Source organism: Pseudomonas sp. B21-054 (assembly GCF_026016345.1).
Classification (GTDB): Bacteria; Pseudomonadota; Gammaproteobacteria; order Pseudomonadales; family Pseudomonadaceae; genus Aquipseudomonas.
The window spans coordinates 5,932,341-5,955,589 of record NZ_CP087204.1 but is presented as its reverse complement, the minus strand read 5'-3'; the positions used below and the strand labels follow the sequence as shown (position 1 = coordinate 5,955,589).

Here is a 23,249-nt window from a genome sequence, read left to right as displayed (position 1 = left end):
CCTTCAGTGGCGCCGGTCATGCCGCCGGTTTAAGGCCAAGAGCGGCCAGTTGCTGGGCGCTGCCCTTGTGTTGGATCAGCCGAGGATCGTCCAGCGGGAAGCTGCGGCCCAGTTCATGTTCCAGGATCGCCTGCAATTTCTGGTTGTTGACGGTGCCGTCGGCGTTGATGGCCGGCTTGAGTTTTTCTGGCTCGATCTGGACGCTTCGGCCCGGTTCGAAATAGATGGCGCCGGTGGCGAAGTCCACCGCGAAGGCGATCAGGCCGGGGATGATATAGAACAGTAGGCCGACGGCATCGAGCGCGGCAATCGCCGGGTCGATCTTGCCGTCGATCTGGCCACGGCGGTCCGGGTAGAAAATCGAGCCACAGGCGCTGACCTGGGTCAGCAGGGTGGCGACCAGGACGCCGCCGATTACGCGAAAGGGAATACGCATAGCAATCTCCTGAGCAGATAAAGGCGTTGCTGGTTGGAGTCCAGACCACGCTAAACAGTTCGCCGTTATACTCGGCCCTCTGTTTTGGAGCCAGCATGATTTCTTTGCCGATTGATGAAGTTTTACCTGCCCTGCGCCAAGCCTTGGCGTCGCGCCACGAAGCGGTGCTCGAAGCGCCGCCCGGCGCCGGTAAGACCACCCGCGTTCCCTTGGCCCTGTTGAATGAAGCCTGGCTGGCCGGGCAGACCATCCTGATGCTCGAACCCCGACGCCTGGCGGCGCGAGCGGCGGCCGAGCGCCTGGCCAGCGAGCTGGGGGAAAAGGTCGGTGAAACCGTCGGCTATCGGATTCGCCTCGACAGCAAGGTCGGGCCCAAGACCCGTATTGAAGTGGTCACCGAAGGTATCCTCACCCGCCGCTTGCAGGATGATCCGGCGCTGGAAGGCGTGGGGTTGCTGATTTTTGATGAGTTCCACGAACGCAGCCTCGATGCCGACCTGGCCCTTGCCTTGAGCCTCAACGGCCGCGAGCTGTTTCGCGAGGACCAACCGCTGAAGATCCTGCTGATGTCCGCCACCCTCGAAGGCGAGCGCCTGGCCGGGTTGCTGGATGACGCGCCGATCCTGCGCAGCGAAGGCCGCATGTTTCCGGTGACGGTACGTTGGGGCCGGCCGTTCCAGCCTGGCGAGTTCATCGAGCCGCGACTGGTGCAGACCGTGCTGGACGCGCTGCACGACGAAACCGGCAGCGTGCTGGTGTTCTTGCCTGGGCAAGCGGAGATCCGTCGGGTGCATCAGCAATTGGCCGATGCCTTGGGCGAGGGCGGCAACGTGTTGCTCTGCCCGCTGCATGGCGAACTGGATCTGGCGGCCCAACGCGCTGCCATCGACCCCGCGCCACCCGGTCAGCGCAAAGTGGTGCTGGCCACCAACATCGCCGAAACCAGCCTGACCATCAACGGTGTGCGGGTGGTGATCGATGCCGGGTTGGCCCGGGTGCCGCGTTTCGATCCGGGCAGTGGCATGACCCGGCTCGACACCCAGCGCATTTCCCGGGCCAGCGCCACGCAGCGGGCCGGTCGGGCCGGGCGTCTGGAGCCGGGGGTGTGTTATCGGTTGTGGTCGCAAGACCAGCACGAACAATTGGCCGCCTACGGCAGCGCGGAAATTCTTTCGGCGGACCTGGCCGGATTGGCCCTGCAACTGGGGCGCTGGGGCGTGACGCCGCAGCAATTGGTCTGGCTCGACGTCCCGCCCGCCGCCGCTTATGCCCAGGCCCAGGACCTGTTGCAACGCCTCGGCGCGCTGGAGGGCGAGCAATTGACCCGCCACGGCCAGGCCATGGCCGAGCTGCCTGCCCATCCGCGGATTGCCCATTTGCTGCTGCGCGGTCAGGCGCTGGGGCTGGCGGACATGGCCTGCAACGTCGCGGCGTTGTTGGGCGAGCGCGATATTCTCAGGGGCGCAGGTGCGGACTTGCACAGTCGCTTGCTGTTGCTGTCCGGCGAAGAACGCGCGGCAAGGGGCGCCCAGGGCGGCGTGCAGCGGGCGCGGCAACTGGCTCGGCAATATCGCGGTTACCTGCGGGGCAAGGCCGAAGAAGCCGTCGTCGATCCCGATCACCCGCGCTGGCTTGGCGCGTTGCTGGCGTTGGCCTATCCGGATCGCGTCGCCCAGCAGCGCCGGCCCGGCGGCGCGGAATATCGCCTGGCCAACGGCCGTGCGGCGTTGTTTGCCGAGGCCGACAGCCTGATGAAACAAGGGTGGTTGGTGATCGCCGACCTGGGCAGCCGTCAGGGCCAGCGGGAAGAACGGATCTACCTGGCGACTGACTTCGACCCGGCGCTGTTCGATTCGGTGCTGGCCGAACAAGTCCGCGTGGTGGATCAACTGGATTGGGACGAGCGCGAAGGCGTGCTGCGGGCCGAGCGCCAGCGCAAGGTCGGCGAACTGGTGCTCAGCCGCGAACCGTTGACCGGCCTGGACGAGTCAGCCCGTAGCCAGGCGCTGGTGAACCTGGTACGGCGCAAGGGCCTGGAATTGCTGCCCTGGACCCCGGAACTGCGGCAGTGGCAGGCGCGGGTGGCGTTGTTGCGTCGGCTTGAGCTGGAGGCCAAGGGCGAGAGCGAATGGCCAGATGTCAGCGACGCGGCGCTGCTGAACACTCTGGAACACTGGTTGATGCCGTATCTGGGACGCGTCTCGCGCCTCAGTCATTTCGCCAACCTGGACCTGTCGAGCATCGTCCACAACCTGTTGCCCTGGCCGTTGCCGCAACGCCTGGACGAACAGGCACCCCATCATTTGAGCGTGCCTTCGGGCTCGTCGATCCGCCTGGACTACAGCGAGCATCCACCGATCCTGGCGGTGCGCTTGCAGGAACTCTTCGGCCTGGCCGACACCCCGCGCATTGCTGGCGGACGGCAGGTGGTCAAGCTGCACCTGCTGTCACCGGCCCGCCGACCGGTGCAGGTGACCCAGGACCTGGCGAACTTCTGGCGCAGCACGTATGCCGAGGTGAAGAAGGACCTCAAGGGGCGTTATCCCAAGCATTACTGGCCGGATGATCCGCTGGTGGCCGAGGCGACGGCGCGGGTCAAGCCGCGTAAGTGAAAATCCCAGGCTCGGCCGGGGTCGCAGGTGGTAAATTCTCCGATTGATAAGCGGCTGTGTGCACAGCCCCGGTTACTCAGCTCCAGATTCGGAACGTTCATGGCAAAAAAATCCGCAACGCCCCCCACTGAAACAACGATGACAGCGGCTCAGAAGGGGCCCAGCCTGACATTGATCGACGTGGCAAAGATTGCAGGCGTGTCGCCGATGACCGTCTCCAGGGCATTGCATCGACCGGAACTGGTGAGCGAAAACACCCGGGATAAGGTCCGCGAAGCGGTGCGTCAATCGGGTTATGTGCCGAACATGCTGGCCGGTGGCTTGGCGAGTAACAAAAGTCGCCTGGTGGCGATTTTCCTTCCCACCATCGCCAACTCCATTTTTGCGGACACCGTGCAATCACTGATGGACCGTCTGACTCAAGCCGGCTACCAGACCCTGCTGGGTCTTACGGGCTACAGCGCCGAGCAAGAGGAAAAGTTGCTTGAGGCGGTACTCGGCCGGCGCCCGGATGGCATTGTCTTGACCGGCACGCTCCACACCGAATCAAGCCGCTTGCGACTCGCCCAGGCGGGCATTCCTGTGGTCGAGGCCTGGGACTTGAGCGAGGAGCCTTTGGACATGCTGGTCGGCTTTTCCCACGAAAAAGTGGGGGAGGCGACCGCGCGACACTTGCTGGAAAAGGGCTACGAGCGCTTTTCCGTGGTGACCATCAGCGACCCCCGTGGCCTGCGTCGTTGCGCCAGTCTTATCGCCGAGCTCAAGCGACAGGGCATTGGAGATGTGCCCATGGAAGTGTTGGCGCCACCTGCCACGCTTGAAGTCGGGCGAGAGGGGCTACGACGGTTGTTGGATCAGCCGGAGCCGCCCGACATTGTGGTGTGCAGCTCAGACACCGTGGCTCAAGGCGTTTTGGCCGAAGCCGCCAGTCGAGGCTTGAAGGTGCCCGCCGATCTGGCCGTCATGGGCTTCGGGGATTTGAGCAGCGCAGCGCAAGTCTACCCGGCGCTGTCGACCGTCAACATCGACGGAAAGAGAATCGGCTTGCTCGTGGCTGAGGCGCTGCTTGAGCGATTCGACAACCCGTCGACTCTGAAACCTGTGCGAATTGACACCGGTTTTACCTTGGTTGACCGCGCCAGTACCTGATGTAAAAAACCTGTTTTGCACGTCGCGCGATGGTTGAATGATTGCGCAATCAGTGTACTATCCGTTCAAAGGCTTCCCGTTCTGCCGGACGAAGCCTTTTTTTAAACGGCCGGATGATTGCGCAATCATATTGCCGCTGACAGGCGTTTCAAAGCAGCACAACGCTCCGCTGTTGCACTTCACAATAAGGAAAATAATAGTGATCAACCCTACGCAATCGGTGGCGAAGACCAACGTCCGCTATCTCATTCTGGTGATGATTTTCATCGTCACGGTATTCAACTACGTCGACCGGGCAACCTTGTCCATTGCCGCTCCCAGCATGCGTGCAGACCTTGGTTTCGACGCCCTGACCATGGGCATCGCCTTCTCGGCATTCGGCTGGGCATACACCTCGATGCAGTTGCCCGGCGGTATCATTCTCGACCGCTTCGGCTCTCGTCTCGTGCTTGGGATGAGCCTGGTCATCTGGTCGCTTTTTACCTTTTTGCAAGGCTACGTCGACCTGTTCAGTTCGGCCTTCCTCGCGCTGTTTGTCTTGCGTTTCATGATGGGGGTGGCCGAGGCGCCAGCGTTTCCGGCCAATAACCGTTTGACGGTGATGTGGTTTCCACGCCATGAACGGGGTCTGGCCACGGCGGTGTTTCAGTCCGCCCAGTATTTCGCGCTCGCTGCCTTTACGCCGTTGATGGTCTGGCTGGTGAGCACCTGGGGCTGGCAACACGTGTTTTGGGTCACCGGTGGCGCTGGCATCCTGATCGGTTTGCTGTGGTTCCGGGTGGTTCAGGAGCCGCGTAAGGACAAACGCGCCAATCAGGCTGAAATCGACTACATCGAAGCGGGTGGCGGCTTGCCCACCATCGGTGACGTAAAGACCCCATTCAGCTGGAAAAGAATGAAGGCCATTGGTGGCAACCGCATGATGGCGGGTATCTACCTGGGCCAGTTTTGCCTGACGTCGATCACCTGGTTTTTCCTCACCTGGTTCCCGACCTACCTGATCGAAGCCAAAGGCATGACGATGTTGAAGGTGGGGCTGGTGGCCGCCATTCCCCCCATCGCCGGTTGCCTGGGCGGCATGGTAGGCGGGGTCTGGTCGGACTGGATGCTGCGTAAAAACTTCAGCCTGACCGCCGCCCGCAAAACCCCGATCATCTGCGGCCTGCTGCTCTCCAGCAGCATCATGGTCGCCAACTACACCCAGTCGATCACCCTGGTCATCCTGGTGATGTCCATCGCTTTCTTCGCCAAGGGCGTAGGCAACCTGGGTTGGTGCATCGTTGGTGATGTTTCTCCGGCCCGGGCCATGGGGGTCAGTGGTGCCATGTTCAACTTCTGCGGCAACCTCGCCAGCATCGTGACCCCGATCGCCATCGGCGTGATGATCAACCAACTGGGCTCCTTTGATGTCGCGCTGATGTACGTGGCGGGCATGGGGCTGCTGGGCGCGTTTTCCTATCTGTTCATTGTCGGGCCACTCCGGCGCCTGGAACTCGATGACTTTGAAGCGCCACCGGCTGGAGACGCGCCGCTGGACACCGGACTGACACACACCCGCACCTGATCGCTTTTTCAAGACCCCTCTGTTCAAGGAGAGCGCACATGCTCGTACAAAAAGAACCTGTCCAATCCTCCGACGACGACCGTATCGCCTGGGTTCGTGTCTTTTCGGTGATCTTGCCGCTGGCCAATCCCATCAGTGATGCCAAGGTACTCACCGGGCGGCAAAAACCGATGACCGAGATCGCCATCCTGTTCGCTGAAATTGAAACCATCGATGGCCATCGTGGCCTCGGCTTCAGCTACTCGAAACGAGCCGGCGGGCCGGGACAATTCGCCCATGCCAAGGAAATAGCCCCGGCGCTGATCGGCGAGAACCCGAGTGACATTGCCAAGCTCTGGAGCAAGCTTTGCTGGGCCGGTGCATCGGTGGGCCGTAGCGGCATGTCGACCCAGGCCATTGGTGCGTTCGACGTGGCGTTGTGGGATCTGAAAGCCAAGCGCGCCAATTTGTCGCTGGCCCGTTTGTTGGGGGCTCAGCGCGATTCAGTGCGTTGCTACAACACGTCGGGCGGTTTCCTCCACACTCCGCTGGATCAGTTGATGAAGAACACCGACCTGTCCCGCGAGAAGGGCATTGGCGGTATCAAGTTGAAAGTCGGACAACCGGATTGCGCCATCGACATTGAGCGGGTCAGCACGGTGCGCAAACACTTGGGCGAGCATTTCCCGTTGATGGTGGATGCCAACCAGCAGTGGGACCGTCCGACGGCCCAGCGCATGTGTCGGCAGTTCGAAGCGTACAACCTGGTCTGGATCGAAGAACCGCTGGACTGCTATGACGCCGAAGGCCATGCGGCATTGGCGCAGCAATTCGATACGCCGATCGCCACCGGTGAAATGCTCACCAGCGTCGCCGAGCACGCCGAATTCATCAAAGTGCGCGGCGCCGACTTCCTGATGCCCGACGCACCACGCGTGGGCGGCATCACCCCTTATCTGAAGGTCGCGTCAATGGCCGAGCAGGCGGGGCTGATGCTCGCACCTCATTTCGCCATGGAGCTGCATGTTCACTTGGCGGCTGCCTACCCGACTGAACCCTGGGTGGAACACTTCGAATGGCTTGAACCGCTGTTTAACGAGCGGTTGGAAACCCGTGAGGGGCGGATGCTGGTACCGACCCGGCCCGGCTTGGGGCTGACACTCAGCGAACAGGTCAAGCCTTGGACGGTTCAAGAGGCCGAGACAGGCATTCGTCCCTGACGACCCGTCGAGGCCCGGAGTGAACCGGCTAACGAGGCTCTGCCAAGGGCCTCTTCAAAGGATGAGCAAGCATGATCGAAGCCAAAGGTGATGTCTTGGTGTGGGGGCCCATGCACCCCTCCTTGATGCGGTCGCTGGAAGAAAACTACTGCGTTTACAGGCGATGGGAGATCGCTGACTTTAAGCACTGGGCCCGCTTGCAGGGCGACGCGATACGGGCGGTTGTCACCAGCGGGGTGTACGGTGCCGACAATGCGACGCTGGACCAGTTACCCAATCTCAAGGTGATCACCAGTTTCGGCGTCGGTTATGACGCCCTCGACACGGCCTACCTGGCCGGTCGCGGTATCCAGTTGAGCAATACACCCGAGGTGCTCAATAACAGCGTGGCCGAAACCGCGCTGTCATTGATGCTCTGTGTCTCGCGTCGGATCAGTGAGGCCGAGCGCTTCGTGCGTGCCGGCAAATGGCTGCAGGCCAAGTTTCCCCTGGGCAACGATCTACACGGAAAAACCTGTGGCATCGTGGGCTTGGGCAAGATTGGCAAGACCCTCGCAAGGCTGGTTTCTGCATTGGATATGAACGTCGCCTATTACCGACCCAGTGGGCCGTATGCCGATGTTCCCCATACCCATTACGCAGATCTTCAAGCCCTGGCCACTGCTGCGGATTACCTGGTGGTCATCGTGCCGGGTGGCCAGGAAACCCGACACCTGATCAATCGCCAGGTCATGCGTGCGCTTGGCCCAACGTCTTTTCTGATCAATGTGGCCAGAGGCAGCGTTGTCGATGAAGCGGCGTTGGTCGCTGCGCTCCTTGAATCGGAGATCGGCGGTGCTGCATTGGATGTCTTCGAGGGTGAGCCCCATGTTCCGGCTGAGTTGCTGGAAATGGATAACGTCGTATTGCTTCCCCATATTGGCAGCGGTACTCACGAGACTCGCCAAGCCATGGCGGACCTGGTCTTCGAAAACCTGAGGGCCTGGTTTGAAAAGGAAACATTGGTGACGCCCGTGGTACTGGAAGGCGTTCCGAGAGAATCGTGAAACCTGGAACTGTAGGAGAACCGGGGGAGCGAGCTTGCTCGCGATGGCGGTGTGTCAGCTGATCATCATGCTGCTGATCCACCGTTTTCGCGAGCAAGCTCGCTCCCACATGTGTCCGGCGCTGATCTCAGATCAAGGCGCCGCCGGCAACAGGAACCGCGCAATCACCGGCAAGTGATCGGAGATGCGCAAGGTATCGTCCTGTCGCACCTGGGCTTCGACCCGTTTGATTCGCGGGCTGTAGAACAGGTAGTCGACGGTGCGGTCCGGGCCGTTGAGGCCGGGGTCGTTCGGGTAGTGGGTCAGCCAGTGTGCGCGGTCGATGCCGCTGGCCTCGTTGTTGGTGGGGATCATCGGGTATTTGTCCCACAGCAGGTGCAGAGGGCTGTCGGCGGCGTAGGGCGTGCGTTGCTCGGAAGGCAGGCGTCGGTACTGGCCCAGGGGCAGCAGGTTGAAGTCGCCGCCAATCAGCCAGGGTGTGCCGGCGGATTCGAGTTTATCCAGGGCCTTGGCCACGGCGGTGACCTGGTTCGGCAGGGTGTCGTCGGGTTCGGTGGCCCGTTCCAGATGGGTGTTGAGCACCGCCAACTGACCACCATCGCTTAGCGGCAGATAACTCACCAACAAGGCATTTTTCGGTTGGAACTGTCGGCTGATGACGTTGGCGTCGGCCACCGGCAGTTGTACCCGTTCGGCGTGGTCGATGCGGTAGCGGCTCAGCGTTGCCAGTTGCCGACCGACGCTGCCGAAAATGTGTGGGTCGGGGATGAAATCGGCCTTCCAGTCGAAGGCGCTGGTGCTGCATGGATAGAGGTCGGCCAGGCGTTCCTGCAACAGCTTGAGCTGGTTCTGGTAGTCACTGGCCTTGGCGCCGTTGTCCAGTTCCTGGAGCAACACCAGGTCCGGTTGTTCGTCGCGAATGACCCGCGCCACTTCATCCAGACTGAAGGCCATGTCTTCAAGGGTCGGGCTTTCGTCGTTGCCCTGGGCCAGGTCGTGCCAGAACACGTAGCGCTTGCCGGCCAGGAACTGCACGTTCCAGGTCATTACCTTCAGGGCCTGGCCGGGCATCAGTGGCGCGGCGTTGGCGGCGCAACTGACCGGCAAGGCTTCCCTGGCTTGTGGCCGCCAGGTCAGGCTGTAGATCGACAGGGCGGCCAGGCAGAGGATCAACAGCAGGCCCAGCAGGGTATAACGCAGTAGACGGGTCATGGCTCGGCTTATGGGCGATACGCAAAAGTGATCCCGAGCATAACCGAGAGCGGTTCTCAAGCCCAAGCCCAGCGCCCGTCTCAGTGTCGTTAGCGGCTGTCAGGTTTTTCCGCGATCAGCATGAACATCCGGAACAGCACCACGCTGGTGAACAGTTGCAAGAAGCTGTGGATGCTTTCGATCAGCAAACTGAGCAAGGGGTTCTGCGGCGGCGGGTACACCGAAACGCTGGCGCCCTTGAGCAGCCACAGCGGGCCCATCACGCAGAGAATGCACAACAGGATCCGCCAGAAGTTGCCGCGGGTCATGCGCAGGCTTTCCTTCATCGCGGCCAGTGGCGTCAGGCCCCTCAATACCAGCAGGTATTCACTGAAGCCCAAGGCCACCATCAACCACAGGCCCGGCAGGAAATACAACGAAATGCCCACCAGGATCAGTAGCGTGTTCAGGGCCGTCAGCAAGGCAAAGCGTGGCCACAGGGTGAGGGCCGTGGCAAGCAGGTCGCGGGCGGGCGGCGACTCACCGCGACTGCGGGCGTCGAGAAACAAAATCAACGCGACGGTATAAAGCGGATACACCAGCAGCCCGACGATCAAGCTGTAGCCGGGAAAGCCTTCGGGGCCGATGGCGCTGTCCAACCCTTGCTGCAACACGGCTTCGAGTATCACCAGCGGCAGGCACAGTTGGGCGATCCGGCCCAGATGTCGCTTGAAGAAATACAAAGAGTCGCGCAGCACATCAAACGGATTCATGAGTCGGTATCGCAATTCAAAAGCGGTCCGACACTTTAACCGATCAGGTGCCCGCACAAGCAAACGTAAACATAAGGTAAAGACCGTTGAAACCTTTCCGGCAAGCCCCATTACTGGGTGGCACCGGTCTTCAGGACCGGAATGATGTCTACCCGGCAATCTGATGAGGTCGCCATGAACAGCGAAGAACAAACCCTGATCGATGGACTGTTTTCACGGCTGCAACAGGCCGAAAAGGACTCAGCCCCGCGCGACGCCCAGGCCGAGGCGCGGATCAAGGAACATATGACCAGCCAGCCCGCGGCGGGCTATTTCATGGCCCAGGCGATTCTGGTGCAAGAGGCCGCGATCAAACGCCTCGACGAGCAGAATAAACAGCTCGCCCAGCAAGTCGAGCAATTGCAGGCCGAGCTGCAACAGGCCCGCAACCCAGCCTCGGCGTCCAGCGGTGGCGGTGGTTTCCTTTCGAGTATTTTCGGTGGCGGCACCCGTGATTCACGGCCGGCGTCCGCCCCAAGCGCCCCGGCATCCGGCGGCGGTGGCTGGCGCGAACCGGCACGGCCAGCTTTTAATGCCCCGGCCCAGCAGGGCTTTGGTGCGCCGCCCGGCAACTATGGCGCGCCGCAGCAGCAGCAGGCGCCGGCAGCGAGCAGTTTCCTCGGCGGTGCCTTGAAAACCGCAGCAGGCGTGGCCGGTGGCGTGATGTTGGCCCAGGGCATCAGCAGCCTGTTCCACAGCAGCCAGCAACCGCAGGAGATCGTCGAAGTTATCAAGGAAGAGCCCGCTCAACCGGTCAATGACACCGCTAATAGCGGCGACAACGGCTGGGGCGATGATCAGCGGGTGGCCGACAGCGATACCTACGGCAGCGACCAGGGCGGTTTCAGCGACGCGGACTACAGTGACGATTCGTCCTCCTTCGGCGACGACGATTCCTTCGTCTGACCCACCATTCGTCCGGGGCGCCCTGGCGCCTCGGGCCGATTATTCGCGGAACAATCCTCGGGGCTGGCATACTGGGCGACTTTTCGGGCCGGGTGGCCCGGTCCCGCCTGCGCGCTTGTGCATCCAAGAGGAAACGCGGTGAAAAAAATCGCAGTGTTCGCCGATGTCCAGAACCTCTATTACACCGTGCGCCAGGCCTATGGCTGCCATTTCAACTACGCCGCGTTGTGGGCCGATATCAGCAAGCAAGGGCAGATCGTCGAGGCCTATGCCTATGCGATCGATCGTGGCGACAGCAAGCAGCAGCAATTCCAGCAGATCCTGCGCAACCTGGGGTTCGTCGTGAAGCTCAAGCCCTACATCCAGCGCAGCGACGGCTCGGCCAAGGGCGACTGGGATGTGGGCATCACGCTGGACATCATGGACGCCGCCGATCACGTCGACGAAGTGGTGCTGGCTTCCGGTGACGGCGATTTCGACATGCTGCTTGAGCGCATCATCAACAAGCACGGCGTGCAGGCCGTGGCTTATGGCGTGCCGGGGCTGACCGCCAACTCGCTGATCCGCGCCGCCAGCCGCTATGTGCCGATCGAAGGCGCGTTGCTGCTCAAGAATTGATTTCCAGGGAGTTCAGACCGGTTTGGAACGCATCGCAGTCATCGACTTTGAAACCACCGGCATCACGCCAAGCAGCAGTTGCCGGGCCACCGAAATTGCCGTGGTGATCCTCGAACAGGGCCGGATCGTCGACCGCTACCAGAGCCTGATGAATGCCGGGGTGCGCGTGCCCGCGTTCATCGAGCAACTGACCGGCATCAGCAACGCCATGCTGCGCAGCGCGCCGTCGGCGGAAAAGGTGATGAACGAGGTCAACGAGTTTGTCGGCATCACGCCGCTGCTGGCCCATAACGCTGCGTTCGACCAGAAGTTCTGGGATTTTGAACTGGGGCGAATCAAACGCACCCGCTTGCAGAACTTTGCCTGTTCACTGTTGCTGGCCCGACGCTTGATGCCGGCGGCGCCGAACCACAAGCTCGGCACGCTCAACGCGTTCGCCGGCTTGCCCCACACCGGCCAGGCTCACCGGGCCATGGCCGACGCCGAAATGGCCGCCAACCTCACCGCGCACCTGGCCTCGGAACTGCGGCAAAAGCATGGGTTGCGGGAGTTGTCCCATGATTTGCTGTGCAGCCTGCAGAAAGTGCCTGCGGCGAAGATCAATGAGCATCTCAAGCGGCATCGCGGCTTTTAAGTACACCATCGGGCAACTGTGGGAGCGAGCTTGCTCGCGATAGCGTCGGAACAGTCAGCCTCTCTGTGACTGACACTCCGCCATCGCGAGCAAGCTCGCTCCCACAGGTTGGTGAGTGTTTGATCCTTATCTCCCATTGCCTTCCAACTGCCCCAACGGCACGCGCTTTTCAATGGCGCTGGACAGCACGATCGAGGTCTTGCTGAAGCCGAACTTGGCGATGCGGTTGATCAGCTCTTCCAGTTCCGGCATCGAGCCAACCGCCGCCTGCATGATTACGCAGGGATCACCGGTCACTCGATGGCACTCGGTCAGCTGTGGAATCTTGCACAGTTCGTCGTAGATCTTTTGGTTACCGTGTTGGTTCATCCGCAGCTCGATCACGCACTGCACCGGCAGGCCGATTTTCGCCATGTCGACTTTCGCCTGATAGCCGGTAATCACGCCGCTGGCCTCCAGCTTGCTGACCCGCTCGGCCACGGCCGGGGCTGACAGGTTCACTTTACGGGCCAGTTCGGCGTAGGACGCACGACCGTTTTCCAGCAGGGCGGCGAGCAGCATGCGGTCGTATTTATCCATGGATTGGCTTCCAAGTGACGTGACTTTCGAAAGCGCGGTTTATAGCGCCAATCTCCATGTTTTGAAAAGTGTATGGGTGGGATAAACAGGTTTTGTAACTTATTTTCCGTCTGTCGCCTTTTTAGAATAGCGTCTCTCATTGTCCTGACTTCGAGTTGACCATGCCGGGCACACGCCGTTTTCCTCTGCCATTGATCGCTGCCTTTTTTGCCTTGTACGTCATCTGGGGTTCGACCTACCTGGTGATTCGCATTGGCGTGGAGCATTGGCCGCCGCTGTTGCTGGCCGGGATTCGTTTTGTGATGGCCGGGTCGCTGATGTACGGCTTCCTGCGCTGGCGCGGGGCGCCGGCGCCGACCTGGGCGCAATGGAAGGCCGGGGCCATCATCGGCGTGCTGTTGCTCAGCTTCGGCAACGGCGCGGTCAGTGTCGCCGAGCACACTGGCGTGGCCTCCGGGGTGGCGGCGTTGGCCGTGGCGACGGTGCCTTTGTTTACCCTGCTGTGCGGATATTTCTGGGGCGCGCGTAATACCCGTCTGGAATGGGCGGGGATTGTGCTGGGGTTGATCGGCATCGCCATGCTCAACCTGGGCTCCAACCTGCAATCGAGCCCGCTGGGGGCGACCTTGCTGGTGTTCGCGGCGGCGTCCTGGGCCTTTGGTTCGGTGCTGAGCAAGCACCTGCCGTTGCCGGCGGGGGCGATGGCCAGTGCCGTGGAAATGCTGGTGGGCGGCGTGGTGCTGTTGATCGGCAGTGTGGCCAGTGGCGAACACCTGGTTGCCATGCCGCCGCTCGAAGGCTGGCTTGCCTTGGCCTACCTGACTTTTTTTGGTTCGATCATCGCCTTCAACGCCTACATGTACCTGCTCAAGCACGTGCGTCCGGCGGCGGCCACCAGTTATGCCTACGTCAACCCGGCGGTGGCGGTGTTGCTGGGGATCGTGTTTGCCAATGAAACCATTGGCATCGAGGAGGCCTTGGCGATGCTGGTGATCATCAGTGCGGTGGTGCTGATCGGCTTGCCCCAGTGGCGCAAACCCAAGCCTGCGCCGGCCATCTCCTGATTTAGGGTAAACTGCCGCGCATTGCACACCTTGCGCTGATTTTTCCTACGGTATTTCCATGACTTTCGCCACCCTTGGCCTGATCGAACCCTTGCTGCGCGCCCTCGAGTCGCTCGGTTACCAGACCCCGACCCCGGTGCAGGCCCAAGCCATACCGGCGGTGTTGGCCGGTCGCGACCTGATGGCGGCGGCCCAGACCGGTACCGGCAAAACCGCCGGTTTCGCCGTGCCGCTGTTGCAGTTGTTGACCACCGAAGGGCCGAAGGTCACTGCCAACTCGGTGCGGGCGCTGATTCTGGTGCCGACCCGTGAGCTGGCCGAGCAGGTTCATGAAAGCGTGCGTCAGTACGCGCAAAACCTGCCGTTGAGCACTTATGCGGTGTACGGCGGCGTCAGCATCAACCCGCAGATGATGAAGCTGCGCAAAGGCGTCGATCTGTTGGTCGCCACACCCGGGCGCTTGCTCGATCTGTTCCGGCAGAACGCGCTGAAGTTCAACCAGTTGCAAACCCTGGTGCTGGACGAAGCCGACCGGATGCTCGACCTGGGCTTCTCCGAAGAGCTGGCGAACATCTACAAGGCCTTGCCGAAAAAGCGCCAGACCTTGCTGTTCTCGGCAACGTTCTCCGACGCTATCCGCCTGCTGGCCGGGCAGATGCTCAACGATCCGCTGAGCATCGAAGTGAGCCCGCGCAACGTGGCCGCCAACACCGTCAAGCAGTGGGTGGTGACGGTGGACAAGAAGCGTAAGCCGGAATTGTTCGTGCACCTGATGCGCAAGCACAAGTGGAAGCAGGTGCTGGTGTTCGCCAAGACCCGCAACGGCGTCGATGCGCTGGTGGAAAAACTCCAGGGCCTGGGCATCAACGCCGACGGCATCCACGGTGACAAACCCCAGGCCACCCGGCAGCGGGCGCTGGACCGTTTCAAGGCCAGCGAAGTGCAGATTCTGGTGGCCACCGACGTCGCCGCCCGCGGGCTGGATATCGAAGATTTGCCATTGGTGGTGAATTTCGACCTGCCAATCGTCGCCGAGGACTACATCCACCGCATCGGCCGTACCGGCCGGGCGGGCGCTACAGGGCAGGCGATTTCCCTGGTCTGCGCCGATGAAGTGAATTTGCTGTCAGCCATCGAGACGCTGACCCGTCAGACGTTGCCTCGCCAGATGGAACAAGACTTCGAGCCTGAGCACCGCGTGCCGGACACCGATGCCAGCGGCCAGGTCATCAAGAAGCCGAAAAAGCCGAAGAAACCGAAAACCTCGGGCGGTGGCGGCAAGCGCAACCTGGGCAAGTGGGTGGACAGCGGCGACGCGGCGCCGGTGGAGCCTTCGGTCAAGCCTGTGCGAAAAGTGCCGGTGTTCAATACCGGGCCGCGTAAGCGCAAGCCTTGATGACCTGCTGGGTCTGATAAATCGCTATCGCGAGCAAGCTCGCTCCCACAGTTGACCGGGTTCTGTCAGAAGGATTGCGATTAATGTGGGAGCGAGCTTGCTCGCGATAGGCGCGCCTCGGTCTTCAACCCTTGCGCTGTAGCCATTCCAGCATTCCCAACCCCGCTGCCCGGCCGCTGGCAAAACAGGCCGTCAGCAGGTAGCCGCCGGTCGGCGCTTCCCAGTCGAGCATTTCCCCGGCGCAGAACACGCCGGGTATCTGCTTGAGCATCAGGCGTTCGTCCAGGGCTTCGAATGTCACGCCACCGGCACTGCTGATGGCTTCATCCAGCGGACGGGGCTTCACCAGGGGCAATGGCAGGGCCTTGATTGCCTGGGCCAGGCGTGCCGGGTCAGCAAAGCCATCGGCCGGCGTGAGTTCGCGCAACAGCGCGGCCTTGACCCCGTCGATCCCTAGCTGGCTGTGCAAGTGCTTGGCCATCGAGCGTGAACCGCGAGGCTTGCTCAGGGCTTGCTGGATTTTATCCACAGGCCGGCCCGGCAGCAGGTCCAGATGAATGGTCGCGCTGCCATGTCGGTTGATCGCTTCGCGAATCGGTGCCGACAGGGCATAGATCAGGCTGCCTTCGATGCCGGTGGCGGTGATCACGCATTCGCCGAGGCGCGGGACATCGTCGTTCAAACCGATGGCGATGTTTTTCAGCGGGGTGCCGGCGAATTTGCTGACCATCAAGTCGCTCCAGGCCCGCACTTCGAATCCGCAATTGCTCGGCTGCAAGGGCGCAAGGGCGACACCGCGCTGTTCCAGCGGCAACATCCAGGCGCCATCGGAGCCCAGCCGTGACCAGCTGCCGCCGCCCAACGCCAGCAGCGTCGCGTCGGGTCGCAGGGTTTTCTCCCCATCCGGCGCCGCGATCCTCAGGCTGCCGTCGGGATTCCAGCCAAGCCAGCGATGGCGGGTGTGAATCGTCACGCCCGCATCGCGCAGGCGTTTGAGCCAGGCGCGCAGCAGCGGGGCGGCTTTCATGTCGGTAGGAAACACCCGTCCGGAGCTGCCGACAAAAGTGTCGATGCCCAGCCCGTGGATCCATGTGCATAACTCATCGGCCCCGAAGGCTCGCAGCAGCGGAGCGAGGTTCGGCGCGCGTTCGGCGTAGCGGGACAGGAAGGCCGGGTAAGCTTCCGAGTGGGTGATGTTCATGCCACCGACACCGGCCAGCAGAAACTTCCTGCCTACAGATGGCATGCCGTCGTACAGGTCGACCTGGATCCCGGCCTGGCTCAACACCTCGGCCGCCATCAGGCCGGCGGGGCCGCCGCCGATGATGGCGATGTTTGGTGTGTAGGATTGGGTGGCTTGGGTCATGGCAATTGGTGAGGCTGGGGAATAAGCCGCGCATTCTATCAGCACAGACCCCTGTGGGAGCGGGCTTGCTCGCGAAGGCGGTGTGACAGTCGGATATCCATGTAGCTGATACACCGCTTTCGCGAGCAAGCCCGCTCCCACACTTGTATGCGGTGTTCTTTAGAGTTGTGATCAAAAAATAGCCAAGCATTCGCACGCTATAAGCGACATAGCCTGTAGGCCATTTCACTCAGGTTATCCACAGGCCGCTCCACAGGCATTGTGGGTAACGCGCCCAGCTTTCAATGACAACCTGATGACGCCCAGACCTTTTGTGCGCTGTGGTGCAGGATCCCGTGACGGCGGGCCAGGGTCTGGCGGTCCTTGCTGTAGCCGCCGCCGATCACGCCGACCACCGGGATGTCGCGCCCCAGGCAATGGCGCATGACGCTTTCGTCCCGGGCGGCAAGGCCTTCATCGGTCAGCTTCAGATAACCGAGGGCGTCGTCCTTGTGCACATCGACACCCGCGTCGTACAGCACCAGGTCGGGCTGGTAGAGCGGCAGCAGATAGTTGAGCGCGTCGTCCACCACCTGCAGATAAGCGCCATCCTCCATGCCCATCGGCAGGGGAATGTCCCAGTCGCTTTGGGCCTTGCGTGCCGGAAAATTCTTTTCGCAGTGCAAGGAAACTGTCACGGCGTCCGGAGTGTCATGGAGTATTCGGGCGGTGCCGTCGCCCTGGTGCACATCGCAGTCGAAAATAAGCACCCGCGAGACTCGGCCGCTGGCCAGGAAATACCGGCTGATTACCGCCAGGTCATTGAAAATGCAAAACCCGGCCGGGTGGTCGTAATGGGCGTGATGGGTGCCGCCGGCCAAATGACAGGCCAGTCCGTGTTCGAGGGCCTGTTCGGCCGCCAGTAGCGAGCCGCCCACGGCGCGTACCGTTCGGCGGGCCAGGGCTTCGCTCCAGGGTAGGCCGAGTCGCCGTTGGTCTTCACGGGACAACTCGCCGCCCATGTAGCGTTCGATATAAGCGCGGTCGTGGGCCAGGGCGAGGATATCCGGGGGACACAGCGATGGGCGCAGCAGGTCGTCGTCGCGGGTCAGGCCACTGTCCACCAGGTGATCGCGCAACAGGCGAAACTTGTCCATGGGGAAGCGATGGTCCGGCGGGAATTCGGGGCTGTAGTCTTCGTGATAGATCAGCGGCAGCGGCATGGTGTTTTCAGCGGTGATTGAGTGACGGATCCTACCAGCGATGTAGACTCAGGGGCATGGAAGAGGAATGAAAATGGAGCCGATACTGGAACTGGAAAGCGCACGGCTGCTGTTGCGGCAGTGGCGCGATGATGACTTGCCGGAATTTGCCGCCATGTGCGCAGATCCGCAGGTGATGCGTTATTTCCCGGCGCGCTTGAGCCGTCTGGAAAGCGCCGCCTTGATCGGCCGCGTGCGTGGGCATTTCGCCGAGCATGGTTTTGGCTTGTGGGCCTTGGAACGCAAGGACACCGGGGCCTTTATTGGCTTTACCGGGCTGGGCGTGGTCGGGTTCGATGCGCCTTTCACGCCGGCCATCGAGATCGGCTGGCGCCTGGCCCGGGAGCACTGGGGGCTGGGGTATGCCAGCGAAGCGGCGTGGACTGCCCTGCGTTGTGCTTTCGACCAATTGTTGCTGGACGAAGTAGTGGCGTTCACCGCCGTCGATAACCTGCCGTCGCAAAAAGTCATGCAAGCCATCGGCATGCAGCATGACCCGGCTGATGACTTCGAACACCCAACACTCGCAGTCGATCACCCATTGCGTCACCATGTGCTCTATCGCATCAATCGTGAGCAGTGGCTACAGACCCTGCACGGTTAGCCGACACGGACGTTTACAATGCCCGCGACAATGGCCCGGGCCAACAATCGATCCACCACCGCAGCTCAGGCTGCGTGGTGTTGCGCTGTGTGAGGAAAGTCTGAATGAGCCACGTGTTGGAAGATCTGGTCGACCTGCTGACCCTGGAACCGATCGAAGAGAACCTGTTTCGCGGTCGCAGCCAGGACCTGGGGTTCCGCCAGTTGTTCGGCGGCCAGGTGTTGGGCCAGTCACTGTCGGCGGCCAGCCAGACCGTGGAAGAGGCGCGCCATGTGCATTCGATGCACGGTTATTTCCTGCGTCCGGGTGATGCGGCGTTGCCGGTGGTCTACCAGGTGGACCGGGTGCGTGACGGGGGCAGTTTCAGCACCCGCCGGGTGACGGCGATCCAGAAGGGCAACCCGATTTTCACCTGCAGTGCGTCGTTCCAGTACGACGAACAGGGCTTTGAGCACCAGAGCACCATGCCGCAAGTCGTCGGCCCGGAAAACCTGCCGTCCGAGCTGGAACTGACCCAGCAGCGGGCGCACCTGCTACCCGAGCACATGCGGGAAAAACTGCTGTGCCCCAAGCCGATCGAGGTGCGCCCGGTCACCGAAAAAGACCCTTACAACCCGCAACCGGCCGACCCGGTGAAATACGTGTGGTTCCGTGCCGATGGTGCCCTGGCGGACTCGCCGGCCTTGCACAAGTATCTGCTGGCCTACGCGTCGGACTTCGGCCTGTTGACCACCTCGATGTTGCCCCACGGCAAATCGGTGTGGCAGAAAGACATGCAGGTCGCCAGCCTCGATCACGCCTTGTGGTTCCATGCCGACCTGCGCGCCGATGACTGGTTGCTCTACGCCATGGACAGCCCGTGGGCCGGCAATTCCCGTGGCTTCTCCCGTGGCAGCGTGTTCAACCGCGCCGGGCAACTGGTGGCCTCGGTTACCCAGGAAGGACTCATCCGCCACCGCAAGGACTGGGCATGAGCCTGTCCGAAGTACGGCACTGGGTATTCGACATGGATGGCACGCTGACCATCGCCGTGCATGATTTCGCGGCGATCCGCGTGGCCCTGGCGATTCCGGCCGAAGACGACATCCTCACCCACCTGGCGGGGTTGCCGGCTGATGAGGCCGCCGCCAAACATGCCTGGCTGCTGGAGCACGAGCGGGACCTGGCGCTGGGTTCCCAGCCCGCGCCTGGCGCGGTCGAGTTGGTGCGAGAGCTGGCCGGGCGCGGCTATCGCCTGGGGATCCTGACCCGCAACGCCCGCGAACTGGCCCACGTGACCCTGGAGGCCATAGGCCTGGCGGACTGTTTTGCCGTGGAGGATGTACTGGGCCGTGACGAAGCACCGCCCAAGCCGCATCCCGGTGGTCTGTTGAAGCTGGCCGAGGCGTGGAACGTGGCGCCTGAGACGATGGTGATGGTGGGGGACTACCGCTTCGACCTGGACTGTGGCCGGGCGGCGGGGGCGCGGACGGTGTTGGTGAACTTGCCGGATAACCCGTGGCCGGAGCTGACGGATTGGCATGCGCGCGATTGTGTCGAGTTGCGGCGGATGCTTTTGGCTTGAGATGGATAGCGGCTGGCGGGCCGCTATCGCGAGCGAGCTCGCTCCCACAGTGGATTTGTGCTGAACACAGATTTTGTAGCCGATAGAACCCCCTGTGGGAGCGAGCTTGCTCGCGATGAGGCCCGTCCAGTCGACACAAAACTTACTGCCTAAACAACACCTTCAGCCCCTCAGGCGAAGTCAGCATTTTATCGCCGTTATGCCCAACCCCCGGCACCTCGATCAGCCGCTGGTTCAACCCCACGGGATGACGCCGCGTCAGGTAGTCGAAAAAAAAATGCCCGCGCAGTAACCGATACGCCCCCTGGGTCTGTGCTTCGCAACCTTTGTCCAGCGCCGGATGCTCCGGGTCGATGTCCTGTTGCCCCAGTAGATAGACGATGTCGCGCTGGACGTAGTTTGCTTCCAGCTGAGCGGGCGTTTGCCCGGCGGCATAGGCGGGGAGGTTCTGCAGGCCGTACTTCCACTGATCGAAGCCGGGGCAACCGGCAGGGTCGAAGGCCATGGGCCGCTGGGCATCGAAATAGGCATAGGACGACGGGTTGGCGATGACAAACCGCGGGCTGATCCGGTATTGGCCGTGGGCGAGCAGGGCGTAGCGCTGCACCACTTGGCCACCGCCGGAATGACCCGCGATGACGATCTCCTTCACTTCGGGGAACTGCTGTTGGTCACTGACTCGCGCAACGATGTCGTCGAGTACCTGGAAGGAGCTGACCGGATTCGGCCCTGTGGATAAACCACCGGCCATCCAGTCGTTACCGTGCCAGCGCAGAAGGTCGTTGGGCAATTGATGCCGGGCCACGTCCAGTTCGTTGAGAAATTGCGGGGCGATGATCAGGGTCGTGGCCAATTGACCCGCCTGCTCGGCGGCTTTTTCGGCGCTGTGCAGGTAGGTGTCGGCATTGCGCAGCCGACCATGGAGGATGATCAGTACGCGCTGGATGGACGCAGGGGGCGGGCTGACCTCGACAGCCATGGCGCCGCCCTTGAACTGCAGTCGCCCCTGTGCAACCACCTTCACGCCGTGTTCGTCTGCCTGGGCAAGGGCGCAGCACAGCAGCAGCCCAATCAACGCTCCCCACTTCATCTACAGGGATTTCGCCGCGAAGGTGTCGCATTGGCTGACCTGGCCTTGGGCGAAGCCGGTCTTGAACCAACGCACCCGTTGCGCCGAGGTGCCGTGGGTAAAGGAGTCCGGCACCACACGCCCTTGGCCTTGTTGCTGCAAGCGGTCGTCACCGATGGCATTGGCGGCGTTCAAGGCTTCCTCGATGTCCCCCGGCTCCAGCCAGTTCAGGCGTTTCTGCGCGTGGTTGGCCCAGACCCCGGCCAGGCAATCGGCCTGTAATTCCTGGCGGACCAGCAAGCCACCGTCACCTTCCATCTGCCGGCCTTGCTGGCGAGCCTCCTGGATTTTCGCCGACACACCCAGCAGGGTCTGCACATGGTGCCCGACTTCATGGGCGATGACGTAGGCCTGGGCGAAGTCTCCGGCGGCCGAGAAGCGCTGGGACATTTCCTTGAAGAAGCTCATGTCCAGGTAGACCTGGCGGTCCGCCGGGCAATAGAACGGGCCGGTTGCCGAGGAGGCCAGGCCGCAGGCCGAGTTGACTCGACCGCTGAACAACACCAGTTTGGGTTGCTGGTACTGGCGACCGGCCTGCTGGAAAACCTGGCCCCAGGTGTCTTCGGTATCGCCGAGGATCGAGCGCACGAACTCGGCCTGTTCATCGTTGGCCGGTGGCGCCTGGCGGGTTTGTGAAGTGGCAGGCGCGGACGGGTCCATCTGCCCGGCCAGTTGCCCGAGGATCTGCATCGGATCCTGGCCAGTGATCCAGCCAATGCCGACGATCAGGACGATGGCCGTCAGGCTCAAGCCCTTGCCGCCGCCGAAGCGCATCCCACCGCCGCCCCCACCGTCACCGCGGGCGTCTACCACGTTGTCACTGCGGCGACCTTTTTTCCATAACATGTGGGAAGTCCTCTGGATGACCTGCTAAAAATGACTGCTGTGGCGGTGAGTCTAGCTTTTAGGCGCCCAAGGTGCGCGCCGCGCTTGAGCTGTCAGGCAACGGACACGGGGTTTGGTTCAGCGCAGAGCCAACCCTGCCTGGCTGCGCAATTTTCATTACACTTCGGATTCAGAACTTATCGCTATGCTCGCTGGCCCAACAACTGCAAGGTGCGTCACGGCCCCTACATCAAGCAACGCAGGTTTTCCTCATGACCGTCAGCACACCGCTCTCAGGCGTCAATCAGGCTTTCAAGGGCATCGTGCTTATTCTGGTCGCAACGTTCCTGTTCTCCAGTCATGACGCGTTGTCCAAATATCTGTCGGGTTTTTATCCGATCATCATGGTGGTCTGGGCACGCTACGTGGTGCACACCTTGTTGATGGCGGGTATCTTCCTGCCGCGTTCGGGGCTGCGGGTCCTGCGTACCAAGCGCCCGTTGTGGCAGTTGGCCCGGGCGTTGTGCCTGCTGGGCACCAGTCTGTTTTTCACCACCGCGTTGATGTTCATTCCATTGGCGGAGGCGACGGCGGTCAACTTCCTCGCGCCCGTGCTGGTGACCGCGTTGTCGGTGCCGTTGCTGGGCGAACACGTGACGCGCGGTCAATGGATCGCGGTGATCTTCGGTTTTATCGGGGTGTTGATCATCGTCCATCCCGGTGGCGATCTGTTCACTCCGGCGGTGTTGCTGCCATTCTGTTCGGCGCTGTTTTTCTGCTTCTACCAACTGCTCACCCGCAAGCTCAGCGAGATCGACAGCCCGACCACCAGCAATTTCTTCGCCGGCCTGTGCAACACCTTGGTGATGAGCGCCCTGGTGCCGTTCTTCTGGCAAGTGCCGAGCCTGGTGCACGGGGTGATGATGCTGGCGCTGGGCGCCTGTGGGATGACGGCGCACCTGATGCTGACCCAGGCCTTCCGCTTTGCCGCCCCGGCGCTGCTCGCGCCGTTCGGGTACTGCCAGATCGTGTTTGCCGGGCTGCTGGGCTGGTTGTTTTTCAGCCATACGCCGACGCTGACCACCGTGGTGGGCATCGCCCTGATCTGCTTGAGTGGGTTGGCGGCGGCGTGGCAACAGCGGCGCAAGTAACCGGATCTGTTTGGACCGGGAATGATCGCTGTGTGGCGAGGGGATTTATCCCCGCTGGGCTGCGCAGCAGCCCCAAAACCATAAGAATGCGGTGAGCCAGATACACCGCACTCTCGATTCTCAGGGCTGCTGCGCAGCCCAACGGGGATAAATCCCCTCGCCA

General features: G+C 62.0%; 22 protein-coding genes. 14 read left to right on the top strand and 8 right to left on the bottom strand.

Annotated elements, in window-relative coordinates:
- Positions 1–16: 16 nt before the first annotated feature.
- Positions 17–436: a polyribonucleotide nucleotidyltransferase gene (locus LOY70_RS25885; RefSeq protein ID WP_123415284.1), complete on the bottom strand. Its 420-nt coding sequence runs from the start codon at positions 434–436 to the stop codon at positions 17–19.
- Positions 437–531: 95 nt separating this feature from the next.
- Between LOY70_RS25885 and hrpB the strand changes: the two genes are divergently transcribed.
- The 5 genes from hrpB (at position 532) to LOY70_RS25860 (ending at position 8,006) form a co-directional block, all read left to right on the top strand.
- Positions 532–3,048: an ATP-dependent helicase HrpB gene (gene hrpB / locus LOY70_RS25880; RefSeq protein ID WP_265030697.1), complete on the top strand. Its 2,517-nt coding sequence runs from the start codon at positions 532–534 to the stop codon at positions 3,046–3,048.
- 138 nt (positions 3,049–3,186) lie between these two features.
- On the top strand, positions 3,187–4,197 hold the full coding sequence (locus LOY70_RS25875; RefSeq protein WP_265030695.1) for a LacI family DNA-binding transcriptional regulator: 1,011 nt from the start codon (positions 3,187–3,189) through the stop codon (positions 4,195–4,197).
- Between the two features lie 256 nt (positions 4,198–4,453).
- On the top strand, positions 4,454–5,761 hold the full coding sequence (locus LOY70_RS25870) for an MFS transporter (RefSeq protein ID WP_265038199.1): 1,308 nt from the start codon (positions 4,454–4,456) through the stop codon (positions 5,759–5,761).
- 38 nt (positions 5,762–5,799) lie between these two features.
- Positions 5,800–6,960, top strand: coding sequence for an L-talarate/galactarate dehydratase (locus tag LOY70_RS25865; RefSeq protein WP_265030693.1), 1,161 nt, complete (start codon positions 5,800–5,802; stop codon positions 6,958–6,960).
- Positions 6,961–7,031: 71 nt separating this feature from the next.
- On the top strand, positions 7,032–8,006 hold the full coding sequence (locus tag LOY70_RS25860; protein WP_265030692.1) for a 2-hydroxyacid dehydrogenase: 975 nt from the start codon (positions 7,032–7,034) through the stop codon (positions 8,004–8,006).
- A 132-nt stretch (positions 8,007–8,138) separates the two neighbouring features.
- Here LOY70_RS25860 and LOY70_RS25855 read toward each other — a convergent pair whose 3' ends face one another.
- Positions 8,139–9,218 carry an endonuclease/exonuclease/phosphatase family protein gene (locus LOY70_RS25855; protein ID WP_265030690.1) on the bottom strand — a complete coding sequence of 360 codons (1,080 nt, stop codon included), beginning with the start codon at positions 9,216–9,218 and terminating at the stop codon, positions 8,139–8,141.
- Positions 9,219–9,307: 89 nt separating this feature from the next.
- Positions 9,308–9,970, bottom strand: coding sequence for a YciC family protein (locus LOY70_RS25850; protein ID WP_123415287.1), 663 nt, complete (start codon positions 9,968–9,970; stop codon positions 9,308–9,310).
- Between the two features lie 174 nt (positions 9,971–10,144).
- Between LOY70_RS25850 and LOY70_RS25845 the strand changes: the two genes are divergently transcribed.
- From LOY70_RS25845 to LOY70_RS25835, 3 genes are all read left to right on the top strand, one after another.
- Positions 10,145–10,915: a DUF2076 domain-containing protein gene (locus LOY70_RS25845; RefSeq protein ID WP_265030687.1), complete on the top strand. Its 771-nt coding sequence runs from the start codon at positions 10,145–10,147 to the stop codon at positions 10,913–10,915.
- Between the two features lie 138 nt (positions 10,916–11,053).
- Entirely contained in the window at positions 11,054–11,533 is a 480-nt protein-coding gene (locus tag LOY70_RS25840; protein ID WP_025215614.1) for an NYN domain-containing protein, read from the top strand.
- Between the two features lie 22 nt (positions 11,534–11,555).
- The gene (locus LOY70_RS25835) at positions 11,556–12,167 is read left to right on the top strand and encodes a PolC-type DNA polymerase III (protein WP_116833518.1); all 612 of its coding nucleotides are present in this window, start codon (positions 11,556–11,558) and stop codon (positions 12,165–12,167) included.
- A 126-nt stretch (positions 12,168–12,293) separates the two neighbouring features.
- On the opposite strand, the gene LOY70_RS25830 is transcribed toward LOY70_RS25835, so the two are convergent.
- Entirely contained in the window at positions 12,294–12,746 is a 453-nt protein-coding gene (locus tag LOY70_RS25830; RefSeq protein ID WP_265030682.1) for an Lrp/AsnC family transcriptional regulator, read from the bottom strand.
- A gap of 161 nt (positions 12,747–12,907) precedes the next feature.
- Between LOY70_RS25830 and yedA the strand changes: the two genes are divergently transcribed.
- Both yedA and LOY70_RS25820 read left to right on the top strand, forming a co-directional pair.
- Entirely contained in the window at positions 12,908–13,810 is a 903-nt protein-coding gene (yedA, locus tag LOY70_RS25825) for a drug/metabolite exporter YedA (protein ID WP_265030681.1), read from the top strand.
- Positions 13,811–13,868: 58 nt separating this feature from the next.
- Complete coding sequence (locus tag LOY70_RS25820; protein WP_265030680.1) at positions 13,869–15,206, top strand: DEAD/DEAH box helicase; 1,338 nt, start codon at positions 13,869–13,871, stop codon at positions 15,204–15,206.
- A 124-nt stretch (positions 15,207–15,330) separates the two neighbouring features.
- Here LOY70_RS25820 and LOY70_RS25815 read toward each other — a convergent pair whose 3' ends face one another.
- Both LOY70_RS25815 and LOY70_RS25810 read right to left on the bottom strand, forming a co-directional pair.
- Complete coding sequence (locus LOY70_RS25815) at positions 15,331–16,572, bottom strand: TIGR03862 family flavoprotein (RefSeq protein WP_265030678.1); 1,242 nt, start codon at positions 16,570–16,572, stop codon at positions 15,331–15,333.
- 281 nt (positions 16,573–16,853) lie between these two features.
- The gene (locus LOY70_RS25810; RefSeq protein ID WP_265030676.1) at positions 16,854–17,774 is read right to left on the bottom strand and encodes a histone deacetylase; all 921 of its coding nucleotides are present in this window, start codon (positions 17,772–17,774) and stop codon (positions 16,854–16,856) included.
- Positions 17,775–17,847: 73 nt separating this feature from the next.
- Here LOY70_RS25810 and LOY70_RS25805 point away from each other — a divergent pair, with 73 nt between their 5' ends.
- From LOY70_RS25805 to LOY70_RS25795, 3 genes are all read left to right on the top strand, one after another.
- Positions 17,848–18,417 (top strand): GNAT family N-acetyltransferase, encoded by a 570-nt coding sequence (locus tag LOY70_RS25805; protein WP_265030675.1) that lies wholly within the window; start codon positions 17,848–17,850, stop codon positions 18,415–18,417.
- Positions 18,418–18,521: 104 nt separating this feature from the next.
- Positions 18,522–19,391 (top strand): acyl-CoA thioesterase II, encoded by an 870-nt coding sequence (gene tesB, locus LOY70_RS25800; protein ID WP_024780306.1) that lies wholly within the window; start codon positions 18,522–18,524, stop codon positions 19,389–19,391.
- The gene (locus tag LOY70_RS25795) at positions 19,388–19,981 is read left to right on the top strand and encodes an HAD family hydrolase (RefSeq protein WP_265030672.1); all 594 of its coding nucleotides are present in this window, start codon (positions 19,388–19,390) and stop codon (positions 19,979–19,981) included. Before tesB ends, LOY70_RS25795 begins: the two co-directional genes overlap by 4 nt.
- A 142-nt stretch (positions 19,982–20,123) precedes the next feature.
- Here LOY70_RS25795 and LOY70_RS25790 read toward each other — a convergent pair whose 3' ends face one another.
- Both LOY70_RS25790 and LOY70_RS25785 read right to left on the bottom strand, forming a co-directional pair.
- A complete protein-coding gene (locus tag LOY70_RS25790) occupies positions 20,124–21,071 on the bottom strand; it encodes an alpha/beta hydrolase (protein ID WP_265030670.1) in 948 nt (315 codons plus the stop codon).
- Positions 21,072–21,956 carry a neutral zinc metallopeptidase gene (locus LOY70_RS25785; protein ID WP_265030668.1) on the bottom strand — a complete coding sequence of 295 codons (885 nt, stop codon included), beginning with the start codon at positions 21,954–21,956 and terminating at the stop codon, positions 21,072–21,074.
- A 251-nt stretch (positions 21,957–22,207) separates the two neighbouring features.
- On the opposite strand from LOY70_RS25785, the gene LOY70_RS25780 reads away from it, so the two are divergent.
- Entirely contained in the window at positions 22,208–23,086 is an 879-nt protein-coding gene (locus tag LOY70_RS25780; protein ID WP_025215602.1) for a DMT family transporter, read from the top strand.
- Positions 23,087–23,249 lie beyond the last annotated feature (163 nt).